Source organism: Agarivorans sp. Alg241-V36, assembly GCF_900537085.1.
Taxonomy (GTDB): domain Bacteria; phylum Pseudomonadota; class Gammaproteobacteria; order Enterobacterales; family Celerinatantimonadaceae; genus Agarivorans.
Map to the genome: position 1 here is coordinate 166,260 of NZ_UNRE01000009.1, position 23,115 is coordinate 189,374.

The 23,115-nt window shown below is 46.2% G+C and carries 24 protein-coding genes; 10 read left to right on the plus strand and 14 right to left on the minus strand.

Annotated elements, in window-relative coordinates; translation table 11 throughout:
- The first annotated feature begins 160 nt into the window (after positions 1-160).
- Positions 161-640, plus strand: coding sequence for a sigma D regulator (gene rsd, locus G6R11_RS19105; RefSeq protein ID WP_163134654.1), 480 nt, complete (start codon positions 161-163; stop codon positions 638-640).
- Positions 641-734: 94 nt separating this feature from the next.
- On the opposite strand, the gene fkpA is transcribed toward rsd, so the two are convergent.
- Positions 735-1,502, minus strand: coding sequence for an FKBP-type peptidyl-prolyl cis-trans isomerase (fkpA, locus tag G6R11_RS19110; RefSeq protein ID WP_163134655.1), 768 nt, complete (start codon positions 1,500-1,502; stop codon positions 735-737).
- A gap of 147 nt (positions 1,503-1,649) precedes the next feature.
- Here fkpA and G6R11_RS19115 point away from each other — a divergent pair, with 147 nt between their 5' ends.
- The 3 genes from G6R11_RS19115 to G6R11_RS19125 are packed head-to-tail and all read left to right on the plus strand — an operon-like array spanning position 1,650 to position 3,356.
- Complete coding sequence (locus G6R11_RS19115) at positions 1,650-2,627, plus strand: WD40 repeat domain-containing protein (RefSeq protein ID WP_163134656.1); 978 nt, start codon at positions 1,650-1,652, stop codon at positions 2,625-2,627.
- Position 2,628: 1 nt separating this feature from the next.
- Positions 2,629-2,850 carry a SlyX family protein gene (locus G6R11_RS19120; RefSeq protein WP_163134657.1) on the plus strand — a complete coding sequence of 74 codons (222 nt, stop codon included), beginning with the start codon at positions 2,629-2,631 and terminating at the stop codon, positions 2,848-2,850.
- 8 nt (positions 2,851-2,858) lie between these two features.
- A complete protein-coding gene (locus tag G6R11_RS19125; RefSeq protein WP_163134658.1) occupies positions 2,859-3,356 on the plus strand; it encodes a GNAT family N-acetyltransferase in 498 nt (165 codons plus the stop codon).
- A 28-nt stretch (positions 3,357-3,384) separates the two neighbouring features.
- On the opposite strand, the gene G6R11_RS19130 is transcribed toward G6R11_RS19125, so the two are convergent.
- The 5 genes from G6R11_RS19130 to G6R11_RS19150 are packed head-to-tail and all read right to left on the minus strand — an operon-like array spanning position 3,385 to position 7,775.
- Positions 3,385-4,386: a nickel/cobalt transporter gene (locus G6R11_RS19130; RefSeq protein WP_163134659.1), complete on the minus strand. Its 1,002-nt coding sequence runs from the start codon at positions 4,384-4,386 to the stop codon at positions 3,385-3,387.
- A gap of 7 nt (positions 4,387-4,393) precedes the next feature.
- On the minus strand, positions 4,394-4,999 hold the full coding sequence (locus G6R11_RS19135) for a DUF1007 family protein (RefSeq protein ID WP_163134660.1): 606 nt from the start codon (positions 4,997-4,999) through the stop codon (positions 4,394-4,396).
- A 46-nt stretch (positions 5,000-5,045) separates the two neighbouring features.
- On the minus strand, positions 5,046-6,140 hold the full coding sequence (locus tag G6R11_RS19140; RefSeq protein ID WP_163134661.1) for a metal ABC transporter solute-binding protein, Zn/Mn family: 1,095 nt from the start codon (positions 6,138-6,140) through the stop codon (positions 5,046-5,048).
- Positions 6,137-7,027 carry a metal ABC transporter permease gene (locus G6R11_RS19145; RefSeq protein WP_163134662.1) on the minus strand — a complete coding sequence of 297 codons (891 nt, stop codon included), beginning with the start codon at positions 7,025-7,027 and terminating at the stop codon, positions 6,137-6,139. The genes G6R11_RS19140 and G6R11_RS19145 overlap by 4 nt, the downstream gene beginning before the upstream one ends.
- Positions 7,020-7,775, minus strand: a complete 756-nt coding sequence (locus G6R11_RS19150) for a metal ABC transporter ATP-binding protein (RefSeq protein WP_163134663.1) — start codon at positions 7,773-7,775, stop codon at positions 7,020-7,022. Before G6R11_RS19150 ends, G6R11_RS19145 begins: the two co-directional genes overlap by 8 nt.
- A gap of 169 nt (positions 7,776-7,944) precedes the next feature.
- Here G6R11_RS19150 and folE2 point away from each other — a divergent pair, with 169 nt between their 5' ends.
- The 3 genes from folE2 to G6R11_RS19165 all read left to right on the plus strand — a co-directional run bounded on the left by folE2 (position 7,945) and on the right by G6R11_RS19165 (position 10,101).
- Entirely contained in the window at positions 7,945-8,901 is a 957-nt protein-coding gene (gene folE2 / locus G6R11_RS19155) for a GTP cyclohydrolase FolE2 (RefSeq protein ID WP_163134664.1), read from the plus strand.
- Complete coding sequence (locus G6R11_RS19160) at positions 8,898-9,503, plus strand: DUF1826 domain-containing protein (protein WP_163134665.1); 606 nt, start codon at positions 8,898-8,900, stop codon at positions 9,501-9,503. Before folE2 ends, G6R11_RS19160 begins: the two co-directional genes overlap by 4 nt.
- A gap of 160 nt (positions 9,504-9,663) precedes the next feature.
- Positions 9,664-10,101: a GNAT family N-acetyltransferase gene (locus G6R11_RS19165; RefSeq protein ID WP_163134666.1), complete on the plus strand. Its 438-nt coding sequence runs from the start codon at positions 9,664-9,666 to the stop codon at positions 10,099-10,101.
- Positions 10,102-10,118: 17 nt separating this feature from the next.
- Here the strand turns inward: G6R11_RS19165 and G6R11_RS19170 are convergent, their stop codons facing one another.
- Entirely contained in the window at positions 10,119-10,316 is a 198-nt protein-coding gene (locus G6R11_RS19170) for a YheV family putative zinc ribbon protein (protein ID WP_163134667.1), read from the minus strand.
- A 101-nt stretch (positions 10,317-10,417) separates the two neighbouring features.
- Here G6R11_RS19170 and G6R11_RS19175 point away from each other — a divergent pair, with 101 nt between their 5' ends.
- The gene (locus G6R11_RS19175; protein WP_163134668.1) at positions 10,418-12,337 is read left to right on the plus strand and encodes an ABC transporter ATP-binding protein; all 1,920 of its coding nucleotides are present in this window, start codon (positions 10,418-10,420) and stop codon (positions 12,335-12,337) included.
- A 73-nt stretch (positions 12,338-12,410) separates the two neighbouring features.
- Complete coding sequence (locus G6R11_RS19180; RefSeq protein ID WP_163134669.1) at positions 12,411-12,755, plus strand: hypothetical protein; 345 nt, start codon at positions 12,411-12,413, stop codon at positions 12,753-12,755.
- A 71-nt stretch (positions 12,756-12,826) separates the two neighbouring features.
- On the opposite strand, the gene mgtE is transcribed toward G6R11_RS19180, so the two are convergent.
- The 3 genes from mgtE to metA all read right to left on the minus strand — a co-directional run bounded on the left by mgtE (position 12,827) and on the right by metA (position 19,103).
- Positions 12,827-14,164: a magnesium transporter gene (mgtE, locus tag G6R11_RS19185; RefSeq protein ID WP_163134670.1), complete on the minus strand. Its 1,338-nt coding sequence runs from the start codon at positions 14,162-14,164 to the stop codon at positions 12,827-12,829.
- Between the two features lie 226 nt (positions 14,165-14,390).
- Positions 14,391-18,071, minus strand: coding sequence for a methionine synthase (gene metH, locus G6R11_RS19190; RefSeq protein WP_163134671.1), 3,681 nt, complete (start codon positions 18,069-18,071; stop codon positions 14,391-14,393).
- 90 nt (positions 18,072-18,161) lie between these two features.
- The gene (gene metA, locus G6R11_RS19195; RefSeq protein ID WP_163134672.1) at positions 18,162-19,103 is read right to left on the minus strand and encodes a homoserine O-succinyltransferase; all 942 of its coding nucleotides are present in this window, start codon (positions 19,101-19,103) and stop codon (positions 18,162-18,164) included.
- Positions 19,104-19,261: 158 nt separating this feature from the next.
- Here metA and G6R11_RS19200 point away from each other — a divergent pair, with 158 nt between their 5' ends.
- On the plus strand, positions 19,262-20,524 hold the full coding sequence (locus G6R11_RS19200; protein ID WP_163134673.1) for an HD-GYP domain-containing protein: 1,263 nt from the start codon (positions 19,262-19,264) through the stop codon (positions 20,522-20,524).
- A gap of 105 nt (positions 20,525-20,629) precedes the next feature.
- Here the strand turns inward: G6R11_RS19200 and rplQ are convergent, their stop codons facing one another.
- Genes rplQ through rpsK form a run of 4 tightly spaced genes read right to left on the minus strand, consistent with a single transcriptional unit; the run spans position 20,630 to position 23,107 of the window.
- Positions 20,630-21,022 (minus strand): 50S ribosomal protein L17, encoded by a 393-nt coding sequence (gene rplQ / locus G6R11_RS19205; RefSeq protein WP_040307251.1) that lies wholly within the window; start codon positions 21,020-21,022, stop codon positions 20,630-20,632.
- A 38-nt stretch (positions 21,023-21,060) separates the two neighbouring features.
- Entirely contained in the window at positions 21,061-22,047 is a 987-nt protein-coding gene (gene rpoA, locus G6R11_RS19210) for a DNA-directed RNA polymerase subunit alpha (protein WP_016402129.1), read from the minus strand.
- Positions 22,048-22,070: 23 nt separating this feature from the next.
- Positions 22,071-22,691, minus strand: coding sequence for a 30S ribosomal protein S4 (gene rpsD, locus G6R11_RS19215; protein ID WP_016402130.1), 621 nt, complete (start codon positions 22,689-22,691; stop codon positions 22,071-22,073).
- A 26-nt stretch (positions 22,692-22,717) separates the two neighbouring features.
- Positions 22,718-23,107: a 30S ribosomal protein S11 gene (gene rpsK, locus G6R11_RS19220; RefSeq protein WP_016402131.1), complete on the minus strand. Its 390-nt coding sequence runs from the start codon at positions 23,105-23,107 to the stop codon at positions 22,718-22,720.
- Positions 23,108-23,115: the final 8 nt, after the last annotated feature.

A 23,115-nucleotide genomic window follows, 5' to 3' on the forward strand; every position in this document is an offset into this window, starting at 1 on the left:
TGCTCAATTAGCGAATAATGACCAAGCTTACACTACATAACAAGCTTTTACCGACTGACAAATGTTTAGCCACGCCGCACTTAAACTAAATATCGGTTGACGAGAGCCGCGATTTTATTTAGTTATAGTTACATAAATTAGGGAACTAGGAGCAAGAGCGATGCTAAGCAAACTAGAACAAGCTCAAGCCAAATGGGGAGGCGCCAGTCAAGTTATTGATGCTTGGCTAGATGCCAGAAAACAGTTACTCATCGCTTATTGTGAATTGGCAGGGCTACCACCTTACGACAGTGACGAACGCTCACTGCCCGCACTATCTCAAATTACTCAGTTTTGCCAACAGCTGGTTGATTACGCCTCCACCGGCCATTTCGAAATCTACGAGCAAATTGTTAGTGAATGCGCCAACGACGGGGACACTCTACCCGGCGAGAAGTTGCTTCCACAAATTACCGAAACAACCGACACGGCCTTAGCCTTTAATGACAAATACGCCGAAGTAAATGAAGATTTAGAACTAGGCAGCTTTGATAAAGATTTGTCGCTACTGGGTCAAGAAATGGAAGTGCGCTTTGCCATTGAAGATGAGTTACTGGATCACCTTTACCAGCACAGTCAACAAAGCGAAGCGGCGGAATAAATACCAAGGCCTACGATAGCCCTTGGTAATACAAAAAAGCCATAAAAAAACGCAGCACCTAGTGCTGCGTTTTTTGTTTTAGCTTCAAGCTTGATTAGCTAGCTGGAGTTTCTGCAGCTGGTGCATCAGCTTTTTCGATTTCGATTAGCTCAACTTCGAATACCAAGATAGAGTTTGGTGGAATGCTACCAGCACCGTTTTCACCATAACCTAACTCAGAAGGGATGAAGAACTTGTACTTCGCACCCTTAGACATTAGCTGAACGCCTTCTGTCCAACCAGGGATTACACGGTTAAGTGGGAATGTTGCTGGCTCACCACGGTCGTAAGAGCTATCAAAAGTAGAACCGTCAGTTAGGGTACCTTTGTAGTGAACTGTTACAGTATCTGCAGCGCTTGGCTTGTCGCCTTCAGCAGCTGTTAGTACTTCAAATTGAAGACCAGACTCAGTTACCGTTACGCCTTCACGCGCAGCGTTATCGGTCAAGTACTTGTCGCTTTCAGCTTTAGCAGCGGCTGCATCTTCAGCAGCTTTAGCTTCAACTAAACCAGCAAGTTTTTCGTCTAGTGCTTTAAGAGACGCTTGAATGTCTTCTTCAGACATAGCGACTTCGCCGCTAAGTCCGTCTTGCATACCTTTAAGAACCAATGCGTTGTCTAATTCAAGACCAAGTTCTTTTTGCTGTTCTAAAGTTGTCGCAATGTAGCGAGAAACAGAAGCACCGATAGCATAAGCTTGCTGTTGGTCTACATTTTCTAAGGCAACTTGAGCTGCCGCTGGAGCTTCAGCTTTTTCTTCCTGACAGCCAGTTACGGCCAAAATCGAGGCGGCTAAAACCGACACGGCAAAATACTTTTTCATTCATTTATCTCCAATAGAGTCGCATTAAATCTGTGGCATTGCGTGCAAGATCATTATGAATAATTAAACACTTAGCCGACAAAGCCCTTATACTAACCCTATTAGTCAACACAACCTAGTGACAGTTCCGTAAAAAAACGTAAAAAAATGACATTTATTAAGTTGTTTGTGATTTATGGTATCGCTTTACTACTCAGTAGTTGTAGTGACGATGCTCCCCCGCTAAGTAGTTGGCAACAGGCTACCGACGGCGCTTATGCAGCCGATTTCTCTAGTGACGGTAGCTTGAGTTTAGTCTCATCAATTCATCATGGTTTAAGCCTTTGGGATGTAAAGCAACAACGTCAACTGTTTCAGTGGGATCATCAAAACCAGCAAAATAACCAAGTATTTTTGGTTAAAATTGCCGAAGGTAGTCAGTTTGCGGTGAGCGCTAGCCGCGATGATTTTGTCGTTTGGGACATCAATAGTGGGCAAGCTTTAGGTTACTGGAAGCTCAGCGAATCAAGCATTCGCGACATCGCTTTATCCAGCAATGGCCAACAAGTGCTAATTGGCTTGGGCGATGGCAAAGTGATTCACCTTAACTTGGTATCAGGCCGCCGCTTAGAGTTTTTAGGCCACAGCGAAAAAATTAATTCAGTCGCGCTATCGGCCAACGGGCGCTATGCCCTCACTGGCGGCAACGACTACCAAGCGCTGTTTTGGGATACTCAAAGCGCCCAAGTCATTTTACGCTTCCCTCACCAAGGGCGAGTCTCTTCGGTGGCCCTTGAGTCTAATGGCAACTACGCCTTTACCTCTGACAACGGCAAGCTTGCCCGAGTATGGGCGCTACCAAGTGGCGAGCAGGTGAGTAAGCTCAAGCTCACCGCCAGACAAAACATTTTCTCTTATGTTAGCTTTACCAATAATGGTGAATGGCTAATCACTGGCTCTGCGGCGAGAAAGCTCAGTTTATGGCACGTGTCCAGCGGCCAAGCCTTGCAAGATTGGCTGGTCACCCCTACCAAGAAAACCCGCCCCAAAAGCGCAGTTGTGTATAGCGCAGTGATGCTTGATAATGGCCAGCTAGCGAGCGCAAGCTCCAGTGGATTGGTCGAAATTTGGCAGGTTAAAAAGTAGTATGAATCAGCAAGAATTAGAAAGTGTTATTGAACGCTTAGAAACAAAACTGGCCTTTCAAGAGGACACAATAGAACAACTAAATCTCGCCTTGCAGAGCCAGCAAAACCAATTAGAAACTTTAGAGCACCAATTTAAGCTGATTAGAGCCAAACTGTTTGAGGGCGATGGCAGCGCGGCAGTTGCTCCGCAAGAACAAGAAACACCTCCTCCTCACTACTAAGCGCCGCTATGTCTCAGTCATTTCGTTTAGCCCAGCAGGCCGATTTGCCCAGTATTGTGGAGATCTATAACTCCACTATTGCCTCTCGCAAAGTAACGGCTGATACCGAGCCACAATCCGTGGCCTCTCGCCAAGCTTGGTTTGAGCAACATCAAAACCCCAAGCGCCCTTTGTACGTGCTTGAGCAGGCTGGCGAAGTGATTGCTTGGTTAAGCTTTAGTGATTTTTATGGTCGGCCGGCCTACCAACATAGCGCAGAGATAAGCTTATACTTGGCAGAAAGCCAACGTGGCAAAGGTTTAGGTAGCAAGTTATTAATTGAAGCTGAAAGCTTAGCCAAAAAGCTCGGAATAGAAATCCTACTGGCCTTCATATTTAGTCACAACACCCCAAGCTTACAGCTATTTGAAAAGCTCGCTTATCAGCACTGGGGGCAACTTCCTAATGTAGCCAGAATGGATCAACAAGACTTTAGCTTAACTATTTTAGGCAAGCCACTCACTTAAACCGGCCCAAACTCCACCAGCAACAAACTTAGTTAGACAAAATGGGAGAAAATACCACTGGCTGGCTAAGCAACATAACGCCCCCGATAAAACAAATCAGACTAGCCGCAACGAGCTTAGCGCTAAGGCGAAACACTTGGTATTTTCGACCAGAAAGCGCCGAGTAGCGTTTAGCGAACTTCCCTCCAGATAACGACAGCCAAGCTAACAGCCCAATTGCTACCGCAGTGCCAAAGCCCATGGCCAAAGCACTAATTACGCCCAACCAATACACGTTCAGAGACTTGGCAAAAATAAGCGCCATTAAAGCGCCACTGCAAGGGCGAATGCCGATACTAAAAACAATGGCTAAGTAGTCTTTACGGCTGTTTGCGTGGCTAAGCATGTCTGCGTTGGCGACATGCTGGTGTCCACAATCACAAGTGTCACTAGCGGCGCTTCCAACTGCTGCAAAGGGAACAGCGCTCACTTTAAGCTGCTCGCCTATTATTGGCTGCTTAATGCTAACAATACTCTTGGATTTTGTTGATGCGAAATACTGCTTAAGCGCTTTCCAGGCGACGATTAAACCGAGCAGTATCATTGCAACATAACTCATGTTAATGAGGTGCTCAGCTTGGGCATTAATTTGGCTAATACCGCTATCAAGTACCAGTAAAAGTACACTGACTAAGCTAATCGCGACTATGGCTTGCAACATGGCGGCACATAAAGAGAGCTTGAGGCTCGTTTTAAGCTTCGCCGGATGAGTGCTGAGATAAGTCGACATAATCACCTTGCCATGCCCAGGGCCAACCGCATGTAAAAAGCCATAACTAAGGCTAGCAATTAAGGTGGTCCACATAGCCTCAACCGGGTGCTGTGACGCCAAATTGAATAGCTGACTAATATAGCGACTCAGTTCCATTTGCCAGCGTTGAGACTGCAGCCAAAATTGAGGAAACGCCTGCCACAAGTAAAAACCTACTAAGCCTATTAGCAGCAAAGTTGTTAGCAATAACAGCGCAGGTCGGTGGTTACGATTCATCATTAATACTCTAGGGGAGTTCACAGCTAATTAAACCTTGTTGAGTAAATAGTTTTCCCAGTTCTTGGTCTGGCGCGGCATCGGCTGGCAAGGCGAGAGCATAACTAATCTGCTCCGCGCTGGGTTTGGGTTCTTCAATCGATTTGCTACAAGCCGCTTGTAATTCGATGGCTAGTTCAAGATCTGTAGCGCTACGCCAAGCCATGTCGATGTAATAACTAGGATCAAAAACTTGAACATCTAAATGCCCTTGCTGCAATTGAATAGGCTCTTTAAAGGTGAGATAGAAACTAAGGCTAACGTTAAGCCCTTGAACACTAAGCCGCTGCTTACTTGCCCCCGCCAAGGCTACCGGCTGTTGCTCCCAAGTAACCTGAGTAAAGTAGGAAAACTCACTAATATTATTAACGATGTCTTGCGCCATTCGCGCCAGTGTTTGCTCGCGCGAGCTTGCTTCTAGATTTTCACCTTCCAGCATATAGGCTGATGTCATGGGGTCAAATTGCCACACCATGCCGATACCCTTGATTTGCTGATTTTTGCCATCAACATAGCTTTTCACATCAACCCAAGAGTGAGGGTGGGCATTCACGCCTAAGGGCGCCAAGCAAAACATGGCGGCCCATAGGATTAAAGCGGGTAATCTCAGCCCCGTTAAACACTTACTTAAGTGCATTAACCAAGGTAGCAATATTGTGTTGCATCATAGTGATATAAGTAGCAGCAGGTTCATCGGCACTTGATAATGCATCAGAATAAAGCTCTCCGCCAATCACAACACCGGTTTCGCGAGCGATTTGCTCAATTAAACGCGGATTAGACACGTTTTCCACAAACACCGCTTGAATATTTTGTTCACGTATCTGGTTAATAATTTTTACTACATCGGCCGCTGAGGCTTCTGCTTCGGTACTCATGCCCTGAGGAGCAGAGAAATGAAAGCCGTAATCTCTCGCTAAGTAACTAAACGCATCATGCGAGGTGATAACATTGCGTTTATTGGCCGGTACCTGCGCCATTTGATTTTCTAATGAAGATTGCAGCTCAGTAAGTTCTGCTAGGTATGCCTTAGCGTTAGCCTCAAAGTAAGCTTGGTTCTCTGGAGAAACCTTAATCAAAGCGGCCAGAATATTACTCACATAAGTGCGCGCATTTATCACACTGTGCCAAGCATGTGGGTCAAATTCGCCATGATGATGCCCGTGATGAGCGTCAGCATGGTGTTCTTCTTCATCATGATGTGCAGTTTCGCCTTCATGGTGCTTCTCTTCGCCATGATGCCCTGCTTCGCCTTCATGATACTTTTCTTCATCATGGTGCGCGGTTTCGCCTTCATGATGCTTTTCTTCGTCGTGATTAACGGCTTCACCTTCATGGTGTTCTTCCTCATCACCATGGTGTTCATCTTCGTCTTCTAAGCGAATAATATCCACGCCATCGCTAGCGCTTAGCAATAAACCTTTAAACTCGGCCGCTTCTACCAAGCGCTCCATCCACCCTTCAAAACCCAAGCCATTTATCACTAAAAGATCAGCATGAGCAACCGCTTGAGCATCTGCCGGAGAAGGCTGATAAACATGAGCATCTCCATTTGGTCCCACCAAATTAGTGAGTTCAACTTGCTCGCCGCCAACTTGCTGCACTAAGTCTTGTAGCACACTAAAACTGGTGACTACTTTCACCGGTGCGGCAAAACTCAATGAGGGAATAAGTAGTAACAAACAGAGCACACGGGGAGTAATGTATCGGCGAATCATGAAAGCATATCCTTATGGTTAAAAGAGGGAGCAGTTCTACAACGAATTAATATGCCATTCACCGGGCTAATAACGACGGAGATTGAGTAACAAGCCGCCAGTAACAGCACAATGCTAGGGCTGGTTGGAAAACCAAAGTAATAAGACAACAACAAACCGGCCCAGCAAGCCACCACACTTAGTGCTATCGACAATAGCAACATGGGCTCTAGCTTACGGGTCCAAAAACGAGCGATACAAGCGGGTAGAATCATCAGGCCTACCGCCATTAAAGTGCCAAGCGCATGAAAGCCAGCCACTAAATTAGCCACTACCAAAAACATAAAGGCCAAATGGGCAATCTTGCCACTGCTTCCAAAGCTATCTAGGTAGTCTTTATCCAAAGAACCCAACACCAAAGGCCGATAGATAATCATCAGTAGCAACAAGCTCACTAAACAGGTAACCAGCAATAAGGTGAGAGCAACGTTGTCTAGCGCTAAAGCAGTGCCAAACAACACGTGCAATAAATCTATGTTGCTGCCCTTGGCCGAAATCAGTAATACACCTAAGGCTAAGGAGCCCAAATAAAACGCCGCCAAGGTACTATCTTCACCGCTCTTGGTTCTAAGGGCGGTAGCACCAGCCAACATTGCCACCAATAAGCCAGCAACTAAGCCGCCTATGGTCATAGCAACCACCGATAAGCCACTCATCAAATAAGCCAATGCAACACCCGGCAAGATGGCGTGAGCCATGGCGTCTCCGGTTAAGCTCATACGGCGCAGCATTAAAAAAACGCCAATTGGCGCCGAACCTAAAGACAATGTCGCGCAACCAATTAGCGCTCTGCTCATAAACTGATAATCAACAAAGGGATCAAATAACAAAGACAGTAAATCAAGCATGTTTTTTGTCTCGTGTTAAATGCTGATAAAAGGATGTGGTTTTAGCAATACTGGCAACCGGCTTAGTCAATGTTAGCTTGCTTGGAGTGAGTAATTCTTGGCAATCAACTTGAACCACCGTACCGCTATCAAACAACAAACACTGATCAAAATGCTGCGTTACCAACTCTAAATCATGAATGGCTGCCACAATGGTCGCGCCATTCTCACGACAGCGCTTTAGTTGCTGAAGCAAAATTTTCACGGTTGCTTCGTCTACACCATTAAAAGGTTCATCAAGCAACAACAGCTTACTGTTTTGCAGTAGCATACGTGCGAACAAGGCGCGCTGTAATTGCCCACCAGACAGCTCCTCAATCAGCTTGCCGGCAAGTTGCTCGATACCTACTTGCACCAGTGCCTCTCGCACCTCTTGCTGATAACGGCGCATAGGTCGCCACCAGCCGGTTTTTGCCCACAAGCCAGTACTTACAAATTCTTCTAAACAAATCGGAAAACTACGGTCTACACTGCACAGCTGTGGCATGTAAGCAATGTCTTTGCGAGGATCTAGGTGGTAATGCAAACCACCATCAAGCGGTTTTACTAAGCCTAAAATGGTTTTTAATAATGTTGATTTACCCGCACCGTTAGGCCCCACCAAGGCCAGCATGCCATTACTGGGAACCTGCGCGTGAATATCACTAACCACCGCTTGATGATTTCGATGGCCAATCGCTAGATTGTCCATCTCCACAATTGCTTGCATCGCCTATATAGCCCCATAGGTCAATAAAACAAGCATTGCAGCCACCAGCACCAAGGCGCCTAAACGCACCACTAAGCTGGAATAATAAAAATGCATAACTTCACCATCGCCAAATCCAATGTTATGATACAACGTATCATTTATAAGATTATTATGTAAAGAGAAGAAATTGTTGAGAACTCCACTTCCCGATGTAGCCAGCGCAGTACTCCCAAGTCATCAAGCATCAATCAATTGGGTAGGAATGGATGAAATAAGCGTACCGGTTTATTTGAACGAACCCGCCGGACAACAGCACAGCCATGCCAATGCTAGTATTGCCGTAGATTTACCTGGTGGAGAAGGTGCCGCGCGCGGTATTCACATGTCGCGCCTGTACTTTTTATTAAATGAGCTTTCGCAGTTAGAGCTCAACCCTCAGTCTCTAGAGAAGTGCTTGACTCAGGTATTAGCCACTCATAAAGACCTAGGCACCAGTGCCGCGAGAATCGAATTACAGTTCGACTTTTTATTAAAGCGCCCTGCGTTAATCACCAATAGTGGTGGCGGGTGGCAACGCTATCCCATCAACTTATCCGCAGAGCTAGTGGAAGGACAACCGCTTTTAATAAACCTGCAACTAGAGTTTCAATACTCGTCAACCTGCCCTTGTTCGGCGGCTTTAGTCCGAGAAAGCTTAGCCCAAAACTTTTTACAGCAATTCGACGATGAGCAGGCAATCTCTCCGTCACAGGTTGCAGAATGGCTAAAGAAAAACGGTACGCTAGCCACACCACACAGCCAACGTAGTGTGGCGCTGGTTTCTAGTCAACTACCCAATCAAGCAAATGCCTTGGGGCTGGTGAAGCTAATCGAACAACTCGAATCGATTACCAAAACCCCTTTGCAAACCAGTGTAAAACGCGCCGACGAACAAGCTTTTGCCGAACTAAACGGACAAAACCTAATGTTTGTTGAAGACATTAGCCGACGCCTCACTGAACAACTTCGTCCCCATTATCCAAGCGTGGCTATTCAAGTTAGGCATTTAGAAAGTTTACATGCCCACAATGCTTTCGCGCAGGTATTACCCAGCAACACCGCAGTACATCCTCAACCCCAGTTTACGCACAGAGGCAGACAATGACGGCACAAAATCGCAAAGCAATCGTGAATCAAAGCAGCGCTGCTACCGCATTAACTGAAATCTACAACAGTGAAACCGAGCTTGCAGTATGGCAACGCCAGCCAGATCCAAAGATTAGCGCTTATGCAGCAAGTTTGGTTGATAGCCAAAGTAGTTTTCGAGGGCTAAGCGCCAGGCTAGAGTTGAATGAAATAGAAAGCTACCTGAGTAACAAATTACCGCTAGGGCCAGGGCGCCAAGAGATGATTGACGATCTGCTGCTGGTGTCAGATATGTTTAGCTGCTTGTTCGAGCTGGAGGTGATTGGCATGCGTTTAGTTAAACTAGAGAAATCTATGTGCCCTAAGTTGCATTGTGATCAGGTGCCCTGTCGCTTATTGCTCAGTTATTGCGGCGCTGGCACCGAGTACAGCCTGCTGCCTAAAAGCGCGCTAGACTCGCAAAGCGACCAAGCACAACTGCACAATCTTCCCTTGTTTGCCGTGGCACTGCTCAAGGGACAAGCTTGGGACGAAGAAAACGAACATGGTTTGCTCCACCGCTCGCCCACATCAGACGAGGTATACCCTCGCCTAATATTGAGTTTAGATTTCGCCAGCTAAAGCGAGTTTCTCAGTATTTGCAGTGCGGCTTGCGTGGCAAAAAGATCGGCATAGGTTTTCTCGTGCTAAAAGCGAGTAAACTGGCGGGTAGTGCTAACATGAATTGAGTATAATAATTCAAGCAGTCAAGCTAGCTTTAGCAAGAGGAAACCTAAGCAAAATGAAAATTGATTACTACCAAGGTAGCTTGCCTGAAGTACTCAGCGTAAACGCTAGCATCCCCGAGTTAGAGCGGAATACCAGCGAGCAAACACTTAGCGCTAGGCTGGCGGGCAACAAGGTGCTAATTCTTATTGCCAGCCACAATCAGCAGCCTATTGCTTACAAAATTGGCTATCAGCTCAATGAGCACGAGTTTTACTCATGGTTAGGCGGAGTCACCCCTGCCTATCGTAACCAAGGCATTGCCTCAGCCTTAATAGAGCAACAAGAAGCTTGGGTGCTAGCCCAGGGTTATCAGCGGATTAGCGTTAAATCGATGAACCGATACCCAGCAATGCTGCGCTTACTTATCGCCAGCGGCTATCAAGTTGTGGGATATCAGAACAACGGCGAGCCCCACACCAGTAAAATATGCTTTAGTAAATCACTGCAGTAACAAGGTAACAGACTTAATTAAGGTTTAAACAAACCAATAATATCTTGCTCTGCTGAAGGCTCTTGCTGCTTGGGACGCTCTACATGGTAATCACAGCTTACACATTCAATATGCTCGCGCTCTTCACCATCCACTTGTTCTACGATTAAACGAATAGAATCTTGTTCACTACATTCTGGGCATACTGCGCCAGCAATAAAACGATGTCTTGCCATAGTTAACTCTAGTTTGCACTGCCATGTTGCTATGCGGCTGTTACCGCATCGGTTATCATAGCGGCATTATTGCATACTTTTAGCAGCACATAGCAACAACCATGATCGTAGCCAACAACATAAGCCTGCAGCGCGGCAGCAAATTTCTATTAGCAGAAACCAACCTCACTATTCACGCCGGTCAAAAAGTGGGTTTAGTCGGTCAAAATGGCTGTGGTAAGTCTTCGCTTTTTGCCTTGCTTAAAAACCAACTGCAAGTGGATGAAGGCGATCTAAAAGTACCCAGCAAATGGGAAATTGCCAGCGTGGCTCAAGAAACCCCAGAGCTACACCGCAGCGCTATTGACTATGTTATTGATGGCGACCAAGAGTTTCGCAAGCTTGAACAAGACATTGCGGCGGCGGAAGAGTCTGGTAAAGGTGAGCTAATTGCCACCCTACATACTCAGATGGACACCATTGGTGGTTACCAGATTAAAACCAAAGCTGCCGAATTGCTCGCGGGTTTGGGTTTTAGTGAAGCCGGCCAACAGCAAAGCGTGAGTGATTTCTCTGGTGGTTGGCGCATGCGCCTAAACTTAGCCCAAGCCCTGTTAGTGCGCTCAGACCTGCTGTTACTGGATGAGCCAACCAACCACTTAGACTTAGATACCGTTGTGTGGCTAGAGCAATGGCTTAAACGCTACCCTGGCACCCTAATTTTGATCTCTCACGACCGCGACTTTCTCGATAACATCATCAATCGCATCGTGCATATCGAACACCAAAAACTTAATGAGTACACCGGTGGATACTCCGACTTTGAGCAAATGCGTGCTACCCAACTGGCCCAGCAGCAAGCCATGTACGAAAAGCAGCAACGTGAACGCGCCCACATGCAAAGTTTTGTGGATCGTTTTCGCTACAAAGCCAGCAAAGCGAAACAAGCGCAAAGCCGCTTAAAAGCCTTAGAAAAAATGGAAGTGATAAGCCAAGCGCATGTCGATTCGCAGTTTAGCTTTCACTTTAGAGAGCCTGATAACTTGCCGCTTCCTTTGCTCACCATGGAAAAAGTCAGCGCTGGCTATGAAGATAAAACCATCCTGCAGCAAGTTAAGTTCAACCTTGTACCCGGTAGTCGAATTGGCCTGTTAGGTCGCAACGGCGCGGGTAAATCTACCTTTATCAAACTCTTATCTGGCGAGCTTAAAGCACAAGCGGGCACGGTTGAAATAAACAAAATGGCGAAGGTGGGCTACTTTGCTCAGCACCAGCTTGAAACACTGCGCCCCGACGATACTCCCATGCAGCATTTGCAACGCCTTGCCCCAACTAGCAGCGAAGCAGAACTTCGTAAGTACTTAGGCAGTTTTGGCTTTCAAGGTGATAAGGCCCTAGAGCCTGTGGCACCTTTTAGCGGTGGCGAAAAAGCCCGCTTAGTATTGGCCTTGGTGGTATGGCAAAAACCTAACTTGCTATTACTGGATGAGCCTACCAACCACCTCGATTTGGAGATGCGCCATGCGCTAACCCTTGCCTTGCAAGAGTTTACCGGTGCAATGATTATTGTTTCCCACGACCGGGCGTTACTAAGAGCTACCACCGATGAATTTTACTTAGTCGATAGCCAACAGGTCTCTCCGTTTAATGGCGACTTGGAAGACTACCAACAGTGGCTTAGCCAAGCTAACCGAGTAGAAAATAGCGGCGCTAATACAACAGCTTCTAATAATCCGGTTAACCAGCGCAAAGAACAAAAGCGCCGTGAAGCAGAGTTTCGCCAGCAAACTAAAGGGATTCGAAAAGAACTAGAAAGTTTAGAAAAACGCAGCGCTAAAGCTCAAAAAAGTCTTGATGATATCGAGCAGAAAATGGCAGAGCCAGAGCTGTATGAAGCTGAAAATAAAGCCCAGCTGCAAAAATTGTTAAAACAACAAGCCGAACTTAAGGGCGAGCTCGAAGAAACTGAGCTAAGCTGGTTTGACCTGCAAGAGCAGCTAGAAGAGCAACAACAAGCTTTTGGCATAGAGCAGGTGAATTAAGCCACTTGACCAATTTTGTTAGTACAGTAAGGTAACTAGCAATAAAACGATTAATAATGATTCAAGGATGTATATGAACACGGCGTTAGACCGCTCTCGATTGATTATTGCCATTGTACTAGTTGTAGTGGGTATCGCAGTAATCGCCTATGTATTACCGCAAACCATCAGCTTAGTATCACTGCCTCATGATGCACCATTTATGCAGGGCTTTTTTGAATGGCTAATGGCCGATAGTAATGCGATTACCGAGCAAGTAAGCGAAGAGTTTTTCGAAATTTTTCAAACCTTTATTAAGGTTATCGTATTGGTAGTATTTCTCTGGGTGTGCGTGAAGTTAGTTGGCGTAGGCTTAATGCTTATTCGCGAAGGGGTTGGTCTGATTAAACCTGCGAATAGCAACGAGAAAAACAAATAGTAAGTTTAATATCGGCAATAAAAAAGCGAGTGTTGAGCACTCGCTTTTTTGTGTCTTAAATTTGCTTAGGTTTATAACCCTAGCACCACGCTGGCCAAACCAAAGTACACCAATACCCCAGATACATCGGCAATGGTGGCAACTAAAGGCCCCGATGCAGTAGCTGGGTCCATTTTCATCTTGTTGAGCAAGAACGGCAGGCTTAAACCCACCAAAGAGCCAACCAGAACAATAATGATCATCGACATAGATACGATCATCGCAACATCAGGGCCGCCTCTAAATACCCCAACGCTGTATACTGCAGCAGCCATGGTTAAACCCAAAGCCAAGCCAACCAGTAGCTCTCGAGCGAATAATTTCGACCAATCATTTTTGTCAACTTCGCCGGTTGCTAGCGCTCGTACCATCAATGCAGCGGCCTGTGAACCAGCGTTACCACCACTACCAATAAGCAAGGGCAAAAAGAATACCAAGGCAACATGGCTGGCAATAGTATCCTCAAAGTGGGCGATACCCGCGCCCGAGAACATAGCGCCAAATACCAGCAAAACTAGCCACATTACTCGCTTGCGATATAGCTCCCAAATGCTCACTCGGTCTACGGTTTCATCCAGCTTGCCCACCGAAGCACTCTTTTGTGCATCCTCGGTAGCTTCTTCAACGGCCGCGTCCATTGCGTCATCGTAAGTAACAATGCCTACCAACTTTTGCACCTCATCAACCACCGGTAAAGCCAGTAAGTCGTAGTGACGAATTTGCTTGGCTGCCTGCTCTTGGCTTTCATCAACCGTGACCGATACCACTTCCGTTCGCATTAGCTCGCGCACTTGAGTATCTGGAGAAGCGAGTATTAACTCACGTAAAGACACGGTACCTAGCAAGCGGCGCTGACCATCAATCACGTAAGTTTGGTAGATGGTTTCTTTATCTGGCGCTTCCAATCGCAACTGCTTAAGCGCTCGGCTGACTAACCAATGCTCTTTTAGAGTAGCGTAGTCAGAAGTCATAATCGCCCCTGCAGTACCTTCTGCATAGCTTGATAACTTACGTAAGTCTTCACGCTCCGCTTGCGCTAAGCCCGGCAACACCATGGCGCGCTGCTCTTCGTCTAAGTCATTATATAAATCGGCACGCTCATCGGCGTCCATCCGAGAAAACAAGGCGGCCAACTTATGACGCTTCATTAAACCGGCAACATCGGCTTGCAAGTAAGGCGGCAAATAGGAAAAGACCTTGGCGCGGTCACCCAATGAAAACATAGAAATAAGTGGCAGAGCTTCTTTAGGCTCGAATTCAGCTAAGGCTTGGCCAATATCGGCAAAGTGATATTCATCAAGGGTGGAACGAAGAGTTAACTTATCGAGATTAAGGAGGGCTAGCTCTAGTTTTTGTTGAAGTTGTGCCATGTACTGCTCCAGCTATCGCATAGAGCCTGACACCAACGTACCGGACTACACGAAGAAATAAGGTTGTATAAAACTTATATAACAATAAAAATTTCGACTGTCGGGGTCCGGGTTCATAGAGGATTCTCGGTAATAAAATCGGCGCAAATTGTAGGGGGGAACAGGCTTTATTTCAAGCTATTTTCACTCCGAGGCCTGCGCCTCGGAGCAATAATAACGGGCTTTGTTAACTGTTGTAGCCTAGGTTTGGCGCTAACCAACGCTCAGCTTCTTCCAGGCTCATATTTTTACGCTTGGCATAATCCTCAACCTGATCTTTTTGAATTGATGCTACAGCAAAATAACGGCTATCAGGATGTGAAAAATACCAGCCTGACACAGCGGCACCGGGCCACATTGCGTAGCTTTCGGTAAGTTGCATGCCAATACGTTGCTCAACGTCCAGCAGCTCCCAAATCAGGCCCTTCTCGGTATGCTCTGGGCAAGCGGGGTAACCCGGTGCTGGACGAATACCTTGGTAGTTCTCGCGAATCAGTTCTTCATTGCTAAGCGTTTCGTCGGCAGCATAGCCCCAATACTCTTTACGCACTTGAGCATGCAAGTATTCTGCAAAGCCTTCGGCTAAACGATCGGCCACCGCTTTAACCATAATGGCGTTGTAGTCATCGCCTTCTTGTTTGTAGGCTTCGGCTAATTCATCTTCGCCAATCCCACCGGTTACCGCAAAGGCGCCAAAGTAGTCCGCTTTGCCTGACGATTTAGGCGCGATGAAGTCGGCTAAACAGTTGTTGGCTCCTTTTTTCTTTTCGGTTTGCTGGCGAAGCTGAGAGCTTAGACCCAACAATTCACTACGCGACTCATCGCGATAAATTTCGATATCGTCACCCACGCTGTTAGCGGGGAATAAACCAAATACCCCTGAAACTTTAATCTCACCCTTGGCTTTAAAGCGTTCTAGCATCTCCTTGGCATCAGCAAAAATCCGCTTAGCCTCTTCACCCACCACTTCATCTTCTAGAATGCGTGGGTATTTACCGGCCAATGACCAAGTCATAAAGAACGGCGTCCAATCGATATAAGGTTCTATTTCTGCAATTGATACATTTTCGAACGTTTGAACCCCCAGCTGCTTAGGCACTGGCGGTGTATAGTTTTGCCAATCAATTTCTGCGCGGTTGGCGCGAGCGACGTCTAGACTCACTGGCGGAGTACGCGGGCGTTTCCGCGCATGTTGCTCACGCACAATCTCATAGTCTTTATCGAGCTTTTCAACAAAGGCTGGACGTAACTCGTCTGATAACAAGCTTTGACACACGCCAACAGCACGAGAAGCGTTAGATACATACACCACTGGCTTCTCATAATTTTGCTCAATTTTAACGGCGGTATGAGCTTTTGAAGTAGTTGCGCCACCAATTAGTAGCGGAACATCTAAGCCAGTACGCTGCATTTCTTTAGCAACATGCACCATTTCGTCTAGCGACGGCGTAATCAAGCCAGATAGACCAATCATGTCCACTTGCTCTTCTTTGGCCACTTTTAAGATCTTGTCGCAAGGTACCATTACGCCCAAATCAATCACTTCAAAGTTATTACATTGCAGCACTACGCCAACAATGTTTTTACCAATGTCATGCACATCGCCTTTTACTGTGGCCATTACAATCTTACCGTTAGAGCGTTGCCCTTCGCCTTTTTCGGCTTCAATATAAGGTTGTAAATAGGCGACTGCACGTTTCATTACCCGCGCTGATTTAACCACTTGTGGTAGGAACATTTTACCGTCACCAAACAAGTCGCCCACAACGTTCATGCCATCCATTAATGGCCCTTCAATCACATGCAGCGGGCGCTCTGCCGCTTGGCGAGCGAGCTCGGTATCGTCTTCAATAAACTCGGTAATGCCTTTAACCAAAGCGTGCTCTAAACGTTTGTTTACGTCCCAGCTGCGCCACTCTAAATCTTGAGTGCTTTCTTGCTGGCTACCGTCGCCGCGGTACTTATCGGCGATCTCTAGCAGCTCTTCTGTTGCGTTATCGTGGGTATTTAGAACAACCGCTTCAACTTTGTCTTTAAGCTCTTTAGGAATGTCTGCATAAATGGCTAACTGACCAGCATTCACAATGCCCATGTCCATGCCGTTTTTAATGGCGTAATACAAGAACACCGCGTGAATGGCTTCACGCACTGGATTGTTACCACGAAACGAGAAGCTCACATTTGATACACCGCCAGAGATCATGGCATGTGGCAGGTTATCTTTAATGTCTTTAACGGCTTCGATAAAGTCGACGGCATAGTTGTTATGCTCATCGATACCGGTGGCTACAGCAAAGATATTTGGATCAAAAATAATGTCTTCTGGCGGGAAGCCAACTTGATTAACCAAAATGTCGTAAGACTTACTACAAATCTCAAACTTGCGCTCTCGGGTATCGGCCTGCCCAACTTCATCAAAGGCCATCACGATTACAGCGGCACCATAACGACGCAGTATTTTGGCCTGCTCAATAAACGGTTCTACACCTTCTTTCATTGAGATGGAGTTAACCACCGGTTTACCCTGAACACACTGCAAGCCAGCTTCTAGAATGTCCCATTTAGAAGAGTCAATCATCACCGGTACTTTGGCGATGTCGGGCTCCGAGGCCACCATATTTAGAAAACGCACCATGGCAGCCTTTGAATCAAGCATACCTTCGTCCATGTTTACATCGATGATTTGCGCGCCGTTTTCTACCTGCTGCAAGGCAACTTCGATAGCTTTATCGTAGTTTTCTTCTTTAATTAGGCGTTTGAACATGGCCGAGCCAGTAACGTTGTTACGCTCACCCACGTTTACAAATAAGGTTTCTGGCGTGATGGTTAAAGGCTCTAGGCCAGATAAACGACAGGCAACATCTATTTCTGGTAATTGGCGCGGCTTAACACCTTCTACAGCTTCGGCCATCGCCTTAATATGCTCAGGAGTAGTACCACAACAGCCGCCCACTAGGTTTAGGAACCCAGCACGAGCCCACTCACCAATGTGCTCAGCCATCTCGGCAGCTTCTAAGTCATATTCACCAAAGGCATTAGGTAATCCGGCATTAGGGTGAGCCGACACATAGCTTTCGCTCACCCGGCTTAGCTCTTCTACATACTGGCGCAACTCATCAGGACCAAGGGCACAGTTTAAACCCATGCTAATTGGATCGGCGTGGCGCAGCGAGTTGTAAAATGCTTCGGTGGTTTGCCCACTCAGAGTACGACCGGAGGCGTCGGTAATGGTACCTGATATCATAATCGGCAGGTCGACACCTAACTCTTCATACACCGACTTAACCGCAAATACCGCTGCCTTAGCATTTAAAGTATCGAAAATAGTTTCGATAAGAATTAAGTCACTGCCACCTTCAATCAAGGCTTTGGTTGATTCCTCGTACGCTTCAACTAATTCGTTAAAAGTTACGTTTCTGTAGCCAGGGTCGTTTACATCGGGAGAGATAGAACAGGTGCGGTTTGTTGGCCCCAACACCCCCGCTACAAAACGCGGACGCTCTGGGTTTAATGCCGTAACTTCGTCGGCTACCTCGCGAGCAATTCTGGCAGCTTCACGGTTTATTTCGGCCGAGTAGGCTTCCATGTCGTAATCAGCCATCGCAATGGTGGTAGCGTTAAAGGTATTAGTTTCGAGAATGTCAGCGCCAGCCAATAAGTAATCGCGATGGATATCGGCAATGATTTTTGGCTGGGAAAGTACCAACATATCGTTGTTACCTTTTACGTCAGTATGCCAATCAGCAAAGCGTTCTCCGCGGTAATCAGCCTCTTCTAACTTGTAAGACTGAATCATGGTTCCCATGCCGCCATCGATAATCATGATGCGTTGAGAAAGTTGCTTTTCTAATTGAGGCCTTGCTGACACGGGTACATCCTATATTCTTTCGCTGGTATTTCGACACGGCAGTGTAGCACACTGCCTTTAAGGGCTTAGCTGCGATAAAGTTATATGAAATTATTTCAAGATATTATCAGACTTGGGCTTTAGCTCGGCTAGGTCGTATGGAGTAATCTGGTAAACGCAATAGTTTAGCCAGTTATTGTAAAGTAAGTGCCCATGACTACGCCAAGTTGCACAGGGCGGGTTAGTGCAATCATCCTGTGGATAGTAGTTCTCAGGCAACTGAGGCGTTAACCCTTCTTGGCTATCGCGCTGATACTCGTTGTGTAAGGTATCTGCGGCATACTCAGGATGGCCAGTAATAAACACTTGGCGAAAATCTTCGCTGGCAAATAAATAACTACCTGCTTCGGGGTTATCGGCCAGCACTTTTAAGTCGGTTTCTTCATTGATCAAATTTGAATCAAAGTGGGCAAACCGAGACAATGGCGCTAAGAAGGCATCGTCAAACCCACGCACTAAAGGGTTATGCTTGTGTTTAGTTTGATGCCAATACACGCCAGACAACTTCTTCTCACGCGTTTGTTTTTCCAAACCGTACAAATGATATAGCGCTGCTTGCGCTGCCCAACACAGGTAAAGTGTGGAGGTTACGTGAGTTGTAGACCAGTCGATAATCTCTTTAACTTGATCCCAATAGTAAACATCCTCAAAGGCCACTTGGCCTAGTGGTGCACCGGTTATAATCAAGCCATCAAAATTACGCTCACGCAGTTTTTCAAAATCACGATAAAACTTATCGATATGCTCTTGCGGGGTATTTTTAGATACGCGATGGTTGATGCGCAATAATTTTACATTGACCTGCAAAGGCGAGTTTGAAAGCAAGCGGAGGATCTGGTTCTCCGTCTCGATTTTTTTTGGCATCAGGTTAAGCAATACCACTTCTAGTGGACGAATATCCTGATGAGCTGCACGACTCTCTGGCATGACAAATATATTTTCATTGCGCAATACTTCAGCAGCGGGTAACTGATCAGGAATACAAATTGGCATATAAAGGTTCCTTGCTAACAACAGGCAATGTATGTCTAGACATCTAGATACCTATTTTAGTTAGATTGTACGCTATGTCTAGAACTTGTTAAAAGCAGCTGATTTTATGCGGCAAATTCTTCATAATGCTGGCTAGACAGATGAAGTAGAAAGGGAAAATGGCAGAGTTAAAGCTAAATGTTGAACGTTTACAGATAGGTGTTTATGTAAAACTGCCTGTTAAATGGGGCGAGCACCCATTTATGTTCACCAGCTTCAAGATTAAAAGCCAAGACCAGATCGAAGTGATTCATAACCTCGGTTTGAAACATGTCATTGTTGTTCCTGAAAAAAGCGACAAGCCCCCCTTGCCTGCCGATCAAGAAGGAAGTGGCAACTCAAAGGCTGATAGCAAGGCGCAAGAAAAAGCCGAAAAAGCCCTTTGGGAAGAAAAGCGCGCCCGTATTGAAGAACTTAAAAACTACCGTCGCAACCTGCAAAAAGTAGAAAAAGAGTTTGACCGTTCCATGGCTCAGGTTCGCGCCGTGATGGCTAAGCTTAAGAGCCGCCCGCTAAATGCAGTGGACGACGCAACCAGCCTCATTAACAACTTAGCCGATGACTTATTGTCCGGTGAAAATGTTGTGCTTCATTTAATGAACGACAGCAAAGATGCAGATAGCTTCTATTACCATAGTCTCAACGTTTCGATCCTTGCGATGATGCTGGCTAAAGCTGCTGGTTTTTCTGAGCGCGATATTAAGATTTTAGGTTTGGCTGGCTTGTTCCATGATGTTGGGAAAATGAAGATTCCCGACAAAATACTGCGCAAGCCGGGCAAACTTACCGCTCAAGAAGCCAACCTTCTTAAGATGCACACCAAATATGGTGCAGACTTTCTTAAACTCTCTGAGACTTTGCCAGCAAAAGTAAAATTAATTGCTGAGCAGCACCACGAGTTTTTAGATGGAAGTGGCTATCCGAAGAAGTTAAAAGGTGAACAAATTGACCGTTTGTCACAATTGATTTCAGTGGTAAATGAATACGATAGCTTGTGTCATCCAAGAGATGTTAAACAAACCCGGATTCCTTTTACGGTTATCTCATATCTTTATAAGCAGCGTAAAGAACAGTTAAATACTGCAGATTTAGGTATTTTGATCCGTTTACTGGGGATTTACCCACCAGGTAGTGTGGTACAGCTTAGTTCCGGTCAAATTGGCTTGGTGATGTCTGTAAACTCAGAGCGCTTGTTATTTCCTGCAGTACAAGTCTACGATGCCAATATCCCGCGCACCGAAGCACCAATCATCGATTTAGAAGCAGCTGGCTTAACCATTGAGAAGGCTTTAAAGCCAAGTGCTCTGCCGGATGCTGTTTTTGAATACCTTAACCCCAGAGCTCGAATCTCCTACTACTTCGACCACAATAAGCGTTTGTAGCTATTTGAACTAGCAGTTGTTCTGCCCAAATCAATTGCTCCACAGTAAATTTTAGACAAAAAAAAGCCGGACCTAAGTCCGGCTTTTTAAGCTTGGTGTCTGAGTTTACTCAGCAGCTTCTTCAACTACTTCTTCAACTTCAGGACGGTCCAATAATTCAATGTATGCCATAGGAGCATTGTCGCCAGCACGGAAACCACATTTTAAAATGCGAGTATAACCGCCTGCACGTTCTTTGAATCGTGGGCCGATTTCAGCAAATAGCTTACCAACTACTTCTGCATCGCGAGTACGAGCAAAAGCTAGACGACGGTTAGCTACACTGTCATTTTTAGCCAATGTAATTAATGGCTCAACAACACGGCGAAGCTCTTTGGCTTTAGGCAATGTTGTCTTGATAACTTCATGGCGAACCAATGAACTGGCCATATTCCGGAACATAGCCTGACGATGGCTACTATTTCGGTTCAATTGACGACCACTCTGACGATGGCGCATGACCTTATCCTTCTATATTAAGACGTTAAAACCAGTGACTACTTATCAGCGATGCTAGCAGGTGGCCAGTTTTCTAGGCGCATGCCTAGAGACAAACCACGTGATGCCAATACATCTTTGATTTCTGTAAGCGACTTTTTACCCAAGTTAGGGGTTTTAAGTAGCTCAACTTCGGTACGTTGTACCAAGTCACCAATGTAATGAATCGCTTCTGCCTTCAAACAGTTAGCAGAGCGTACTGTCAACTCTAGATCATCGACAGGACGAAGCAGGATTGGATCAAACTCTGGCTTCTCTTCTTTTTCTTCAGGCTCACTTACGTCACGTAAGTCAACGAAGGCATCCAACTGCTCTGCAAGAATTGTTGCACTGCGGCGGATAGCTTCCTCTGGATCAAGAGTACCATTGGTTTCCATATCGATAACCAATTTGTCCAAGTCAGTACGTTGCTCTACACGTGCAGCTTCAACAGTATAAGCAATACGCTCTACTGGGCTGTAAGCCGCATCAGTTAGCAAACGACCAATTGGACGCTCTTCATCTTCAGAGTGAACCCGAACTGAAGCTGGTACGTAACCACGACCACGTTCAACCTTAATGCGCATGCTGATTTCAGCGTTGCTGCTAAGGTGACAAATAACGTGCTCAGGGTTAGTGATTTCGACATCAGCGTCGTGCTGAATGTCGCCTGCAACCACAGGACCTGCTCCAGACTTGGTAAGACTCAATGTTACTTCGTCTTTACCTTCTAACTTTACAGCAATACCTTTCAGGTTAAGCAAGATTTCCAAGATATCCTCTTGAACGCCTTCCTTACTGCTGTACTCATGCAACACGCCATCGATTTCTACTTCAGTTACCGCACAACCTGGCATTGAAGATAAAAGAATACGACGAAGAGCGTTACCTAAAGTGTGGCCAAAACCACGCTCTAACGGCTCAAGCGTAACCTTTGCACGAGTTGGGCTAACTTGTTCGATCTCAACTAGCCTTGGTTTTAGAAACTCTGTTACAGAACCCTGCATTGTGTCCTCTCTATAATTCAACTTTACTTAGAGTAAAGTTCGACGATCAGCTGTTCGTTAATTTCCGCAGACAAGTCAGCGCGCTCAGGTAGGCGCTTGAAAGTGCCTTCCATCTTAGTTGCGTCTACTTCTACCCACGATGCCGCTTCACGTTGTCCAGCGATTTCTAATGATGCAACGATACGCGCTTGCTTCTTAGATTTTTCGCGAACACTGATAACGTCTTCTGGTAATACCTTGTAAGAAGGAATGTTTACCACTTTACCGTTTACTAGAATAGCTTTGTGGCTAACTAGCTGACGAGCTTCAGCGCGAGTTGCACCAAAACCTACACGGTAAACAACGTTATCTAAACGACTTTCTAACAACTGCAACAAGTTTTCACCGGTGTTGCCTTTAAGGCGAGCAGCAGCTTTATAGTAGTTGCGGAATTGCTTTTCAAGAATGCCGTATAAACGACGAACTTTTTGCTTCTCACGAAGCTGTAAACCGTAGTCTGAAAGACGCGCTTTACGTGCACCGTGTTGTCCAGGTGCTGTATCCAACTTACACTTTGTGTCGATCGCACGTACACCACTTTTCAAGAAAAGATCGGTACCCTCACGACGGCTAAGTTTAAGCTTTGGACCTAAATATCTTGCCATTTTTCTTTCTCCAATCTATCCAGAAACTACACGCGGCGTTTCTTAGGTGGACGACAGCCATTGTGTGGAATCGGAGTCACGTCGGTGATGTTAGTCACACGGAAACCCGCTGCATGTAATGCACGGATTGAAGACTCACGACCAGGACCTGGGCCGTTTACAAACACTTCTACGTTCTTAAGGCCGTAGTCTTTAGCTGCTTCAGCAGCACGTTCAGCAGCAACCTGTGCAGCAAACGGAGTAGACTTACGAGAACCACGGAAACCTGAACCACCCGCGGTAGCCCAAGAAAGCGCGTTGCCCTGACGATCAGTGATAGTCACGATAGTATTGTTGAAAGAAGCATGGATATGAGCCATGCCATCAGCAACTTGTTTTTTTACGCGTTTACGAGCGCGAGTCGGAGTTTTAGCCATTATCACTC

Bases quoted from the DNA above. Each gene is read 5' to 3' on its own strand.
- metA (WP_163134672.1), bottom strand. From the start codon at position 19,103: ATGCCAATTTGTATTCCTGATCAGTTACCCGCTGCTGAAGTATTGCGC.
- G6R11_RS19140 (WP_163134661.1), bottom strand. From the start codon at position 6,140: ATGATTCGCCGATACATTACTCCCCGTGTGCTCTGTTTGTTACTACTT.
- G6R11_RS19115 (WP_163134656.1), top strand. From the start codon at position 1,650: ATGACATTTATTAAGTTGTTTGTGATTTATGGTATCGCTTTACTACTC.
- rpsK (WP_016402131.1), bottom strand. From the start codon at position 23,107: ATGGCTAAAACTCCGACTCGCGCTCGTAAACGCGTAAAAAAACAAGTT.
- G6R11_RS19175 (WP_163134668.1), top strand. From the start codon at position 10,418: ATGATCGTAGCCAACAACATAAGCCTGCAGCGCGGCAGCAAATTTCTA.
- G6R11_RS19170 (WP_163134667.1), bottom strand. From the start codon at position 10,316: ATGGCAAGACATCGTTTTATTGCTGGCGCAGTATGCCCAGAATGTAGT.
- rplQ (WP_040307251.1), bottom strand. From the start codon at position 21,022: ATGCGCCATCGTCAGAGTGGTCGTCAATTGAACCGAAATAGTAGCCAT.
- fkpA (WP_163134655.1), bottom strand. From the start codon at position 1,502: ATGAAAAAGTATTTTGCCGTGTCGGTTTTAGCCGCCTCGATTTTGGCC.
- G6R11_RS19125 (WP_163134658.1), top strand. From the start codon at position 2,859: ATGTCTCAGTCATTTCGTTTAGCCCAGCAGGCCGATTTGCCCAGTATT.
- G6R11_RS19200 (WP_163134673.1), top strand. From the start codon at position 19,262: ATGGCAGAGTTAAAGCTAAATGTTGAACGTTTACAGATAGGTGTTTAT.
- rsd (WP_163134654.1), top strand. From the start codon at position 161: ATGCTAAGCAAACTAGAACAAGCTCAAGCCAAATGGGGAGGCGCCAGT.
- rpoA (WP_016402129.1), bottom strand. From the start codon at position 22,047: ATGCAGGGTTCTGTAACAGAGTTTCTAAAACCAAGGCTAGTTGAGATC.
- mgtE (WP_163134670.1), bottom strand. From the start codon at position 14,164: ATGGCACAACTTCAACAAAAACTAGAGCTAGCCCTCCTTAATCTCGAT.
- G6R11_RS19145 (WP_163134662.1), bottom strand. From the start codon at position 7,027: ATGCTTGATTTACTGTCTTTGTTATTTGATCCCTTTGTTGATTATCAG.
- rpsD (WP_016402130.1), bottom strand. From the start codon at position 22,691: ATGGCAAGATATTTAGGTCCAAAGCTTAAACTTAGCCGTCGTGAGGGT.
- G6R11_RS19150 (WP_163134663.1), bottom strand. From the start codon at position 7,775: ATGCAAGCAATTGTGGAGATGGACAATCTAGCGATTGGCCATCGAAAT.
- G6R11_RS19135 (WP_163134660.1), bottom strand. From the start codon at position 4,999: ATGTTTTGCTTGGCGCCCTTAGGCGTGAATGCCCACCCTCACTCTTGG.
- G6R11_RS19160 (WP_163134665.1), top strand. From the start codon at position 8,898: ATGACGGCACAAAATCGCAAAGCAATCGTGAATCAAAGCAGCGCTGCT.
- G6R11_RS19165 (WP_163134666.1), top strand. From the start codon at position 9,664: ATGAAAATTGATTACTACCAAGGTAGCTTGCCTGAAGTACTCAGCGTA.
- G6R11_RS19180 (WP_163134669.1), top strand. From the start codon at position 12,411: ATGAACACGGCGTTAGACCGCTCTCGATTGATTATTGCCATTGTACTA.
- G6R11_RS19120 (WP_163134657.1), top strand. From the start codon at position 2,629: ATGAATCAGCAAGAATTAGAAAGTGTTATTGAACGCTTAGAAACAAAA.
- G6R11_RS19130 (WP_163134659.1), bottom strand. From the start codon at position 4,386: ATGATGAATCGTAACCACCGACCTGCGCTGTTATTGCTAACAACTTTG.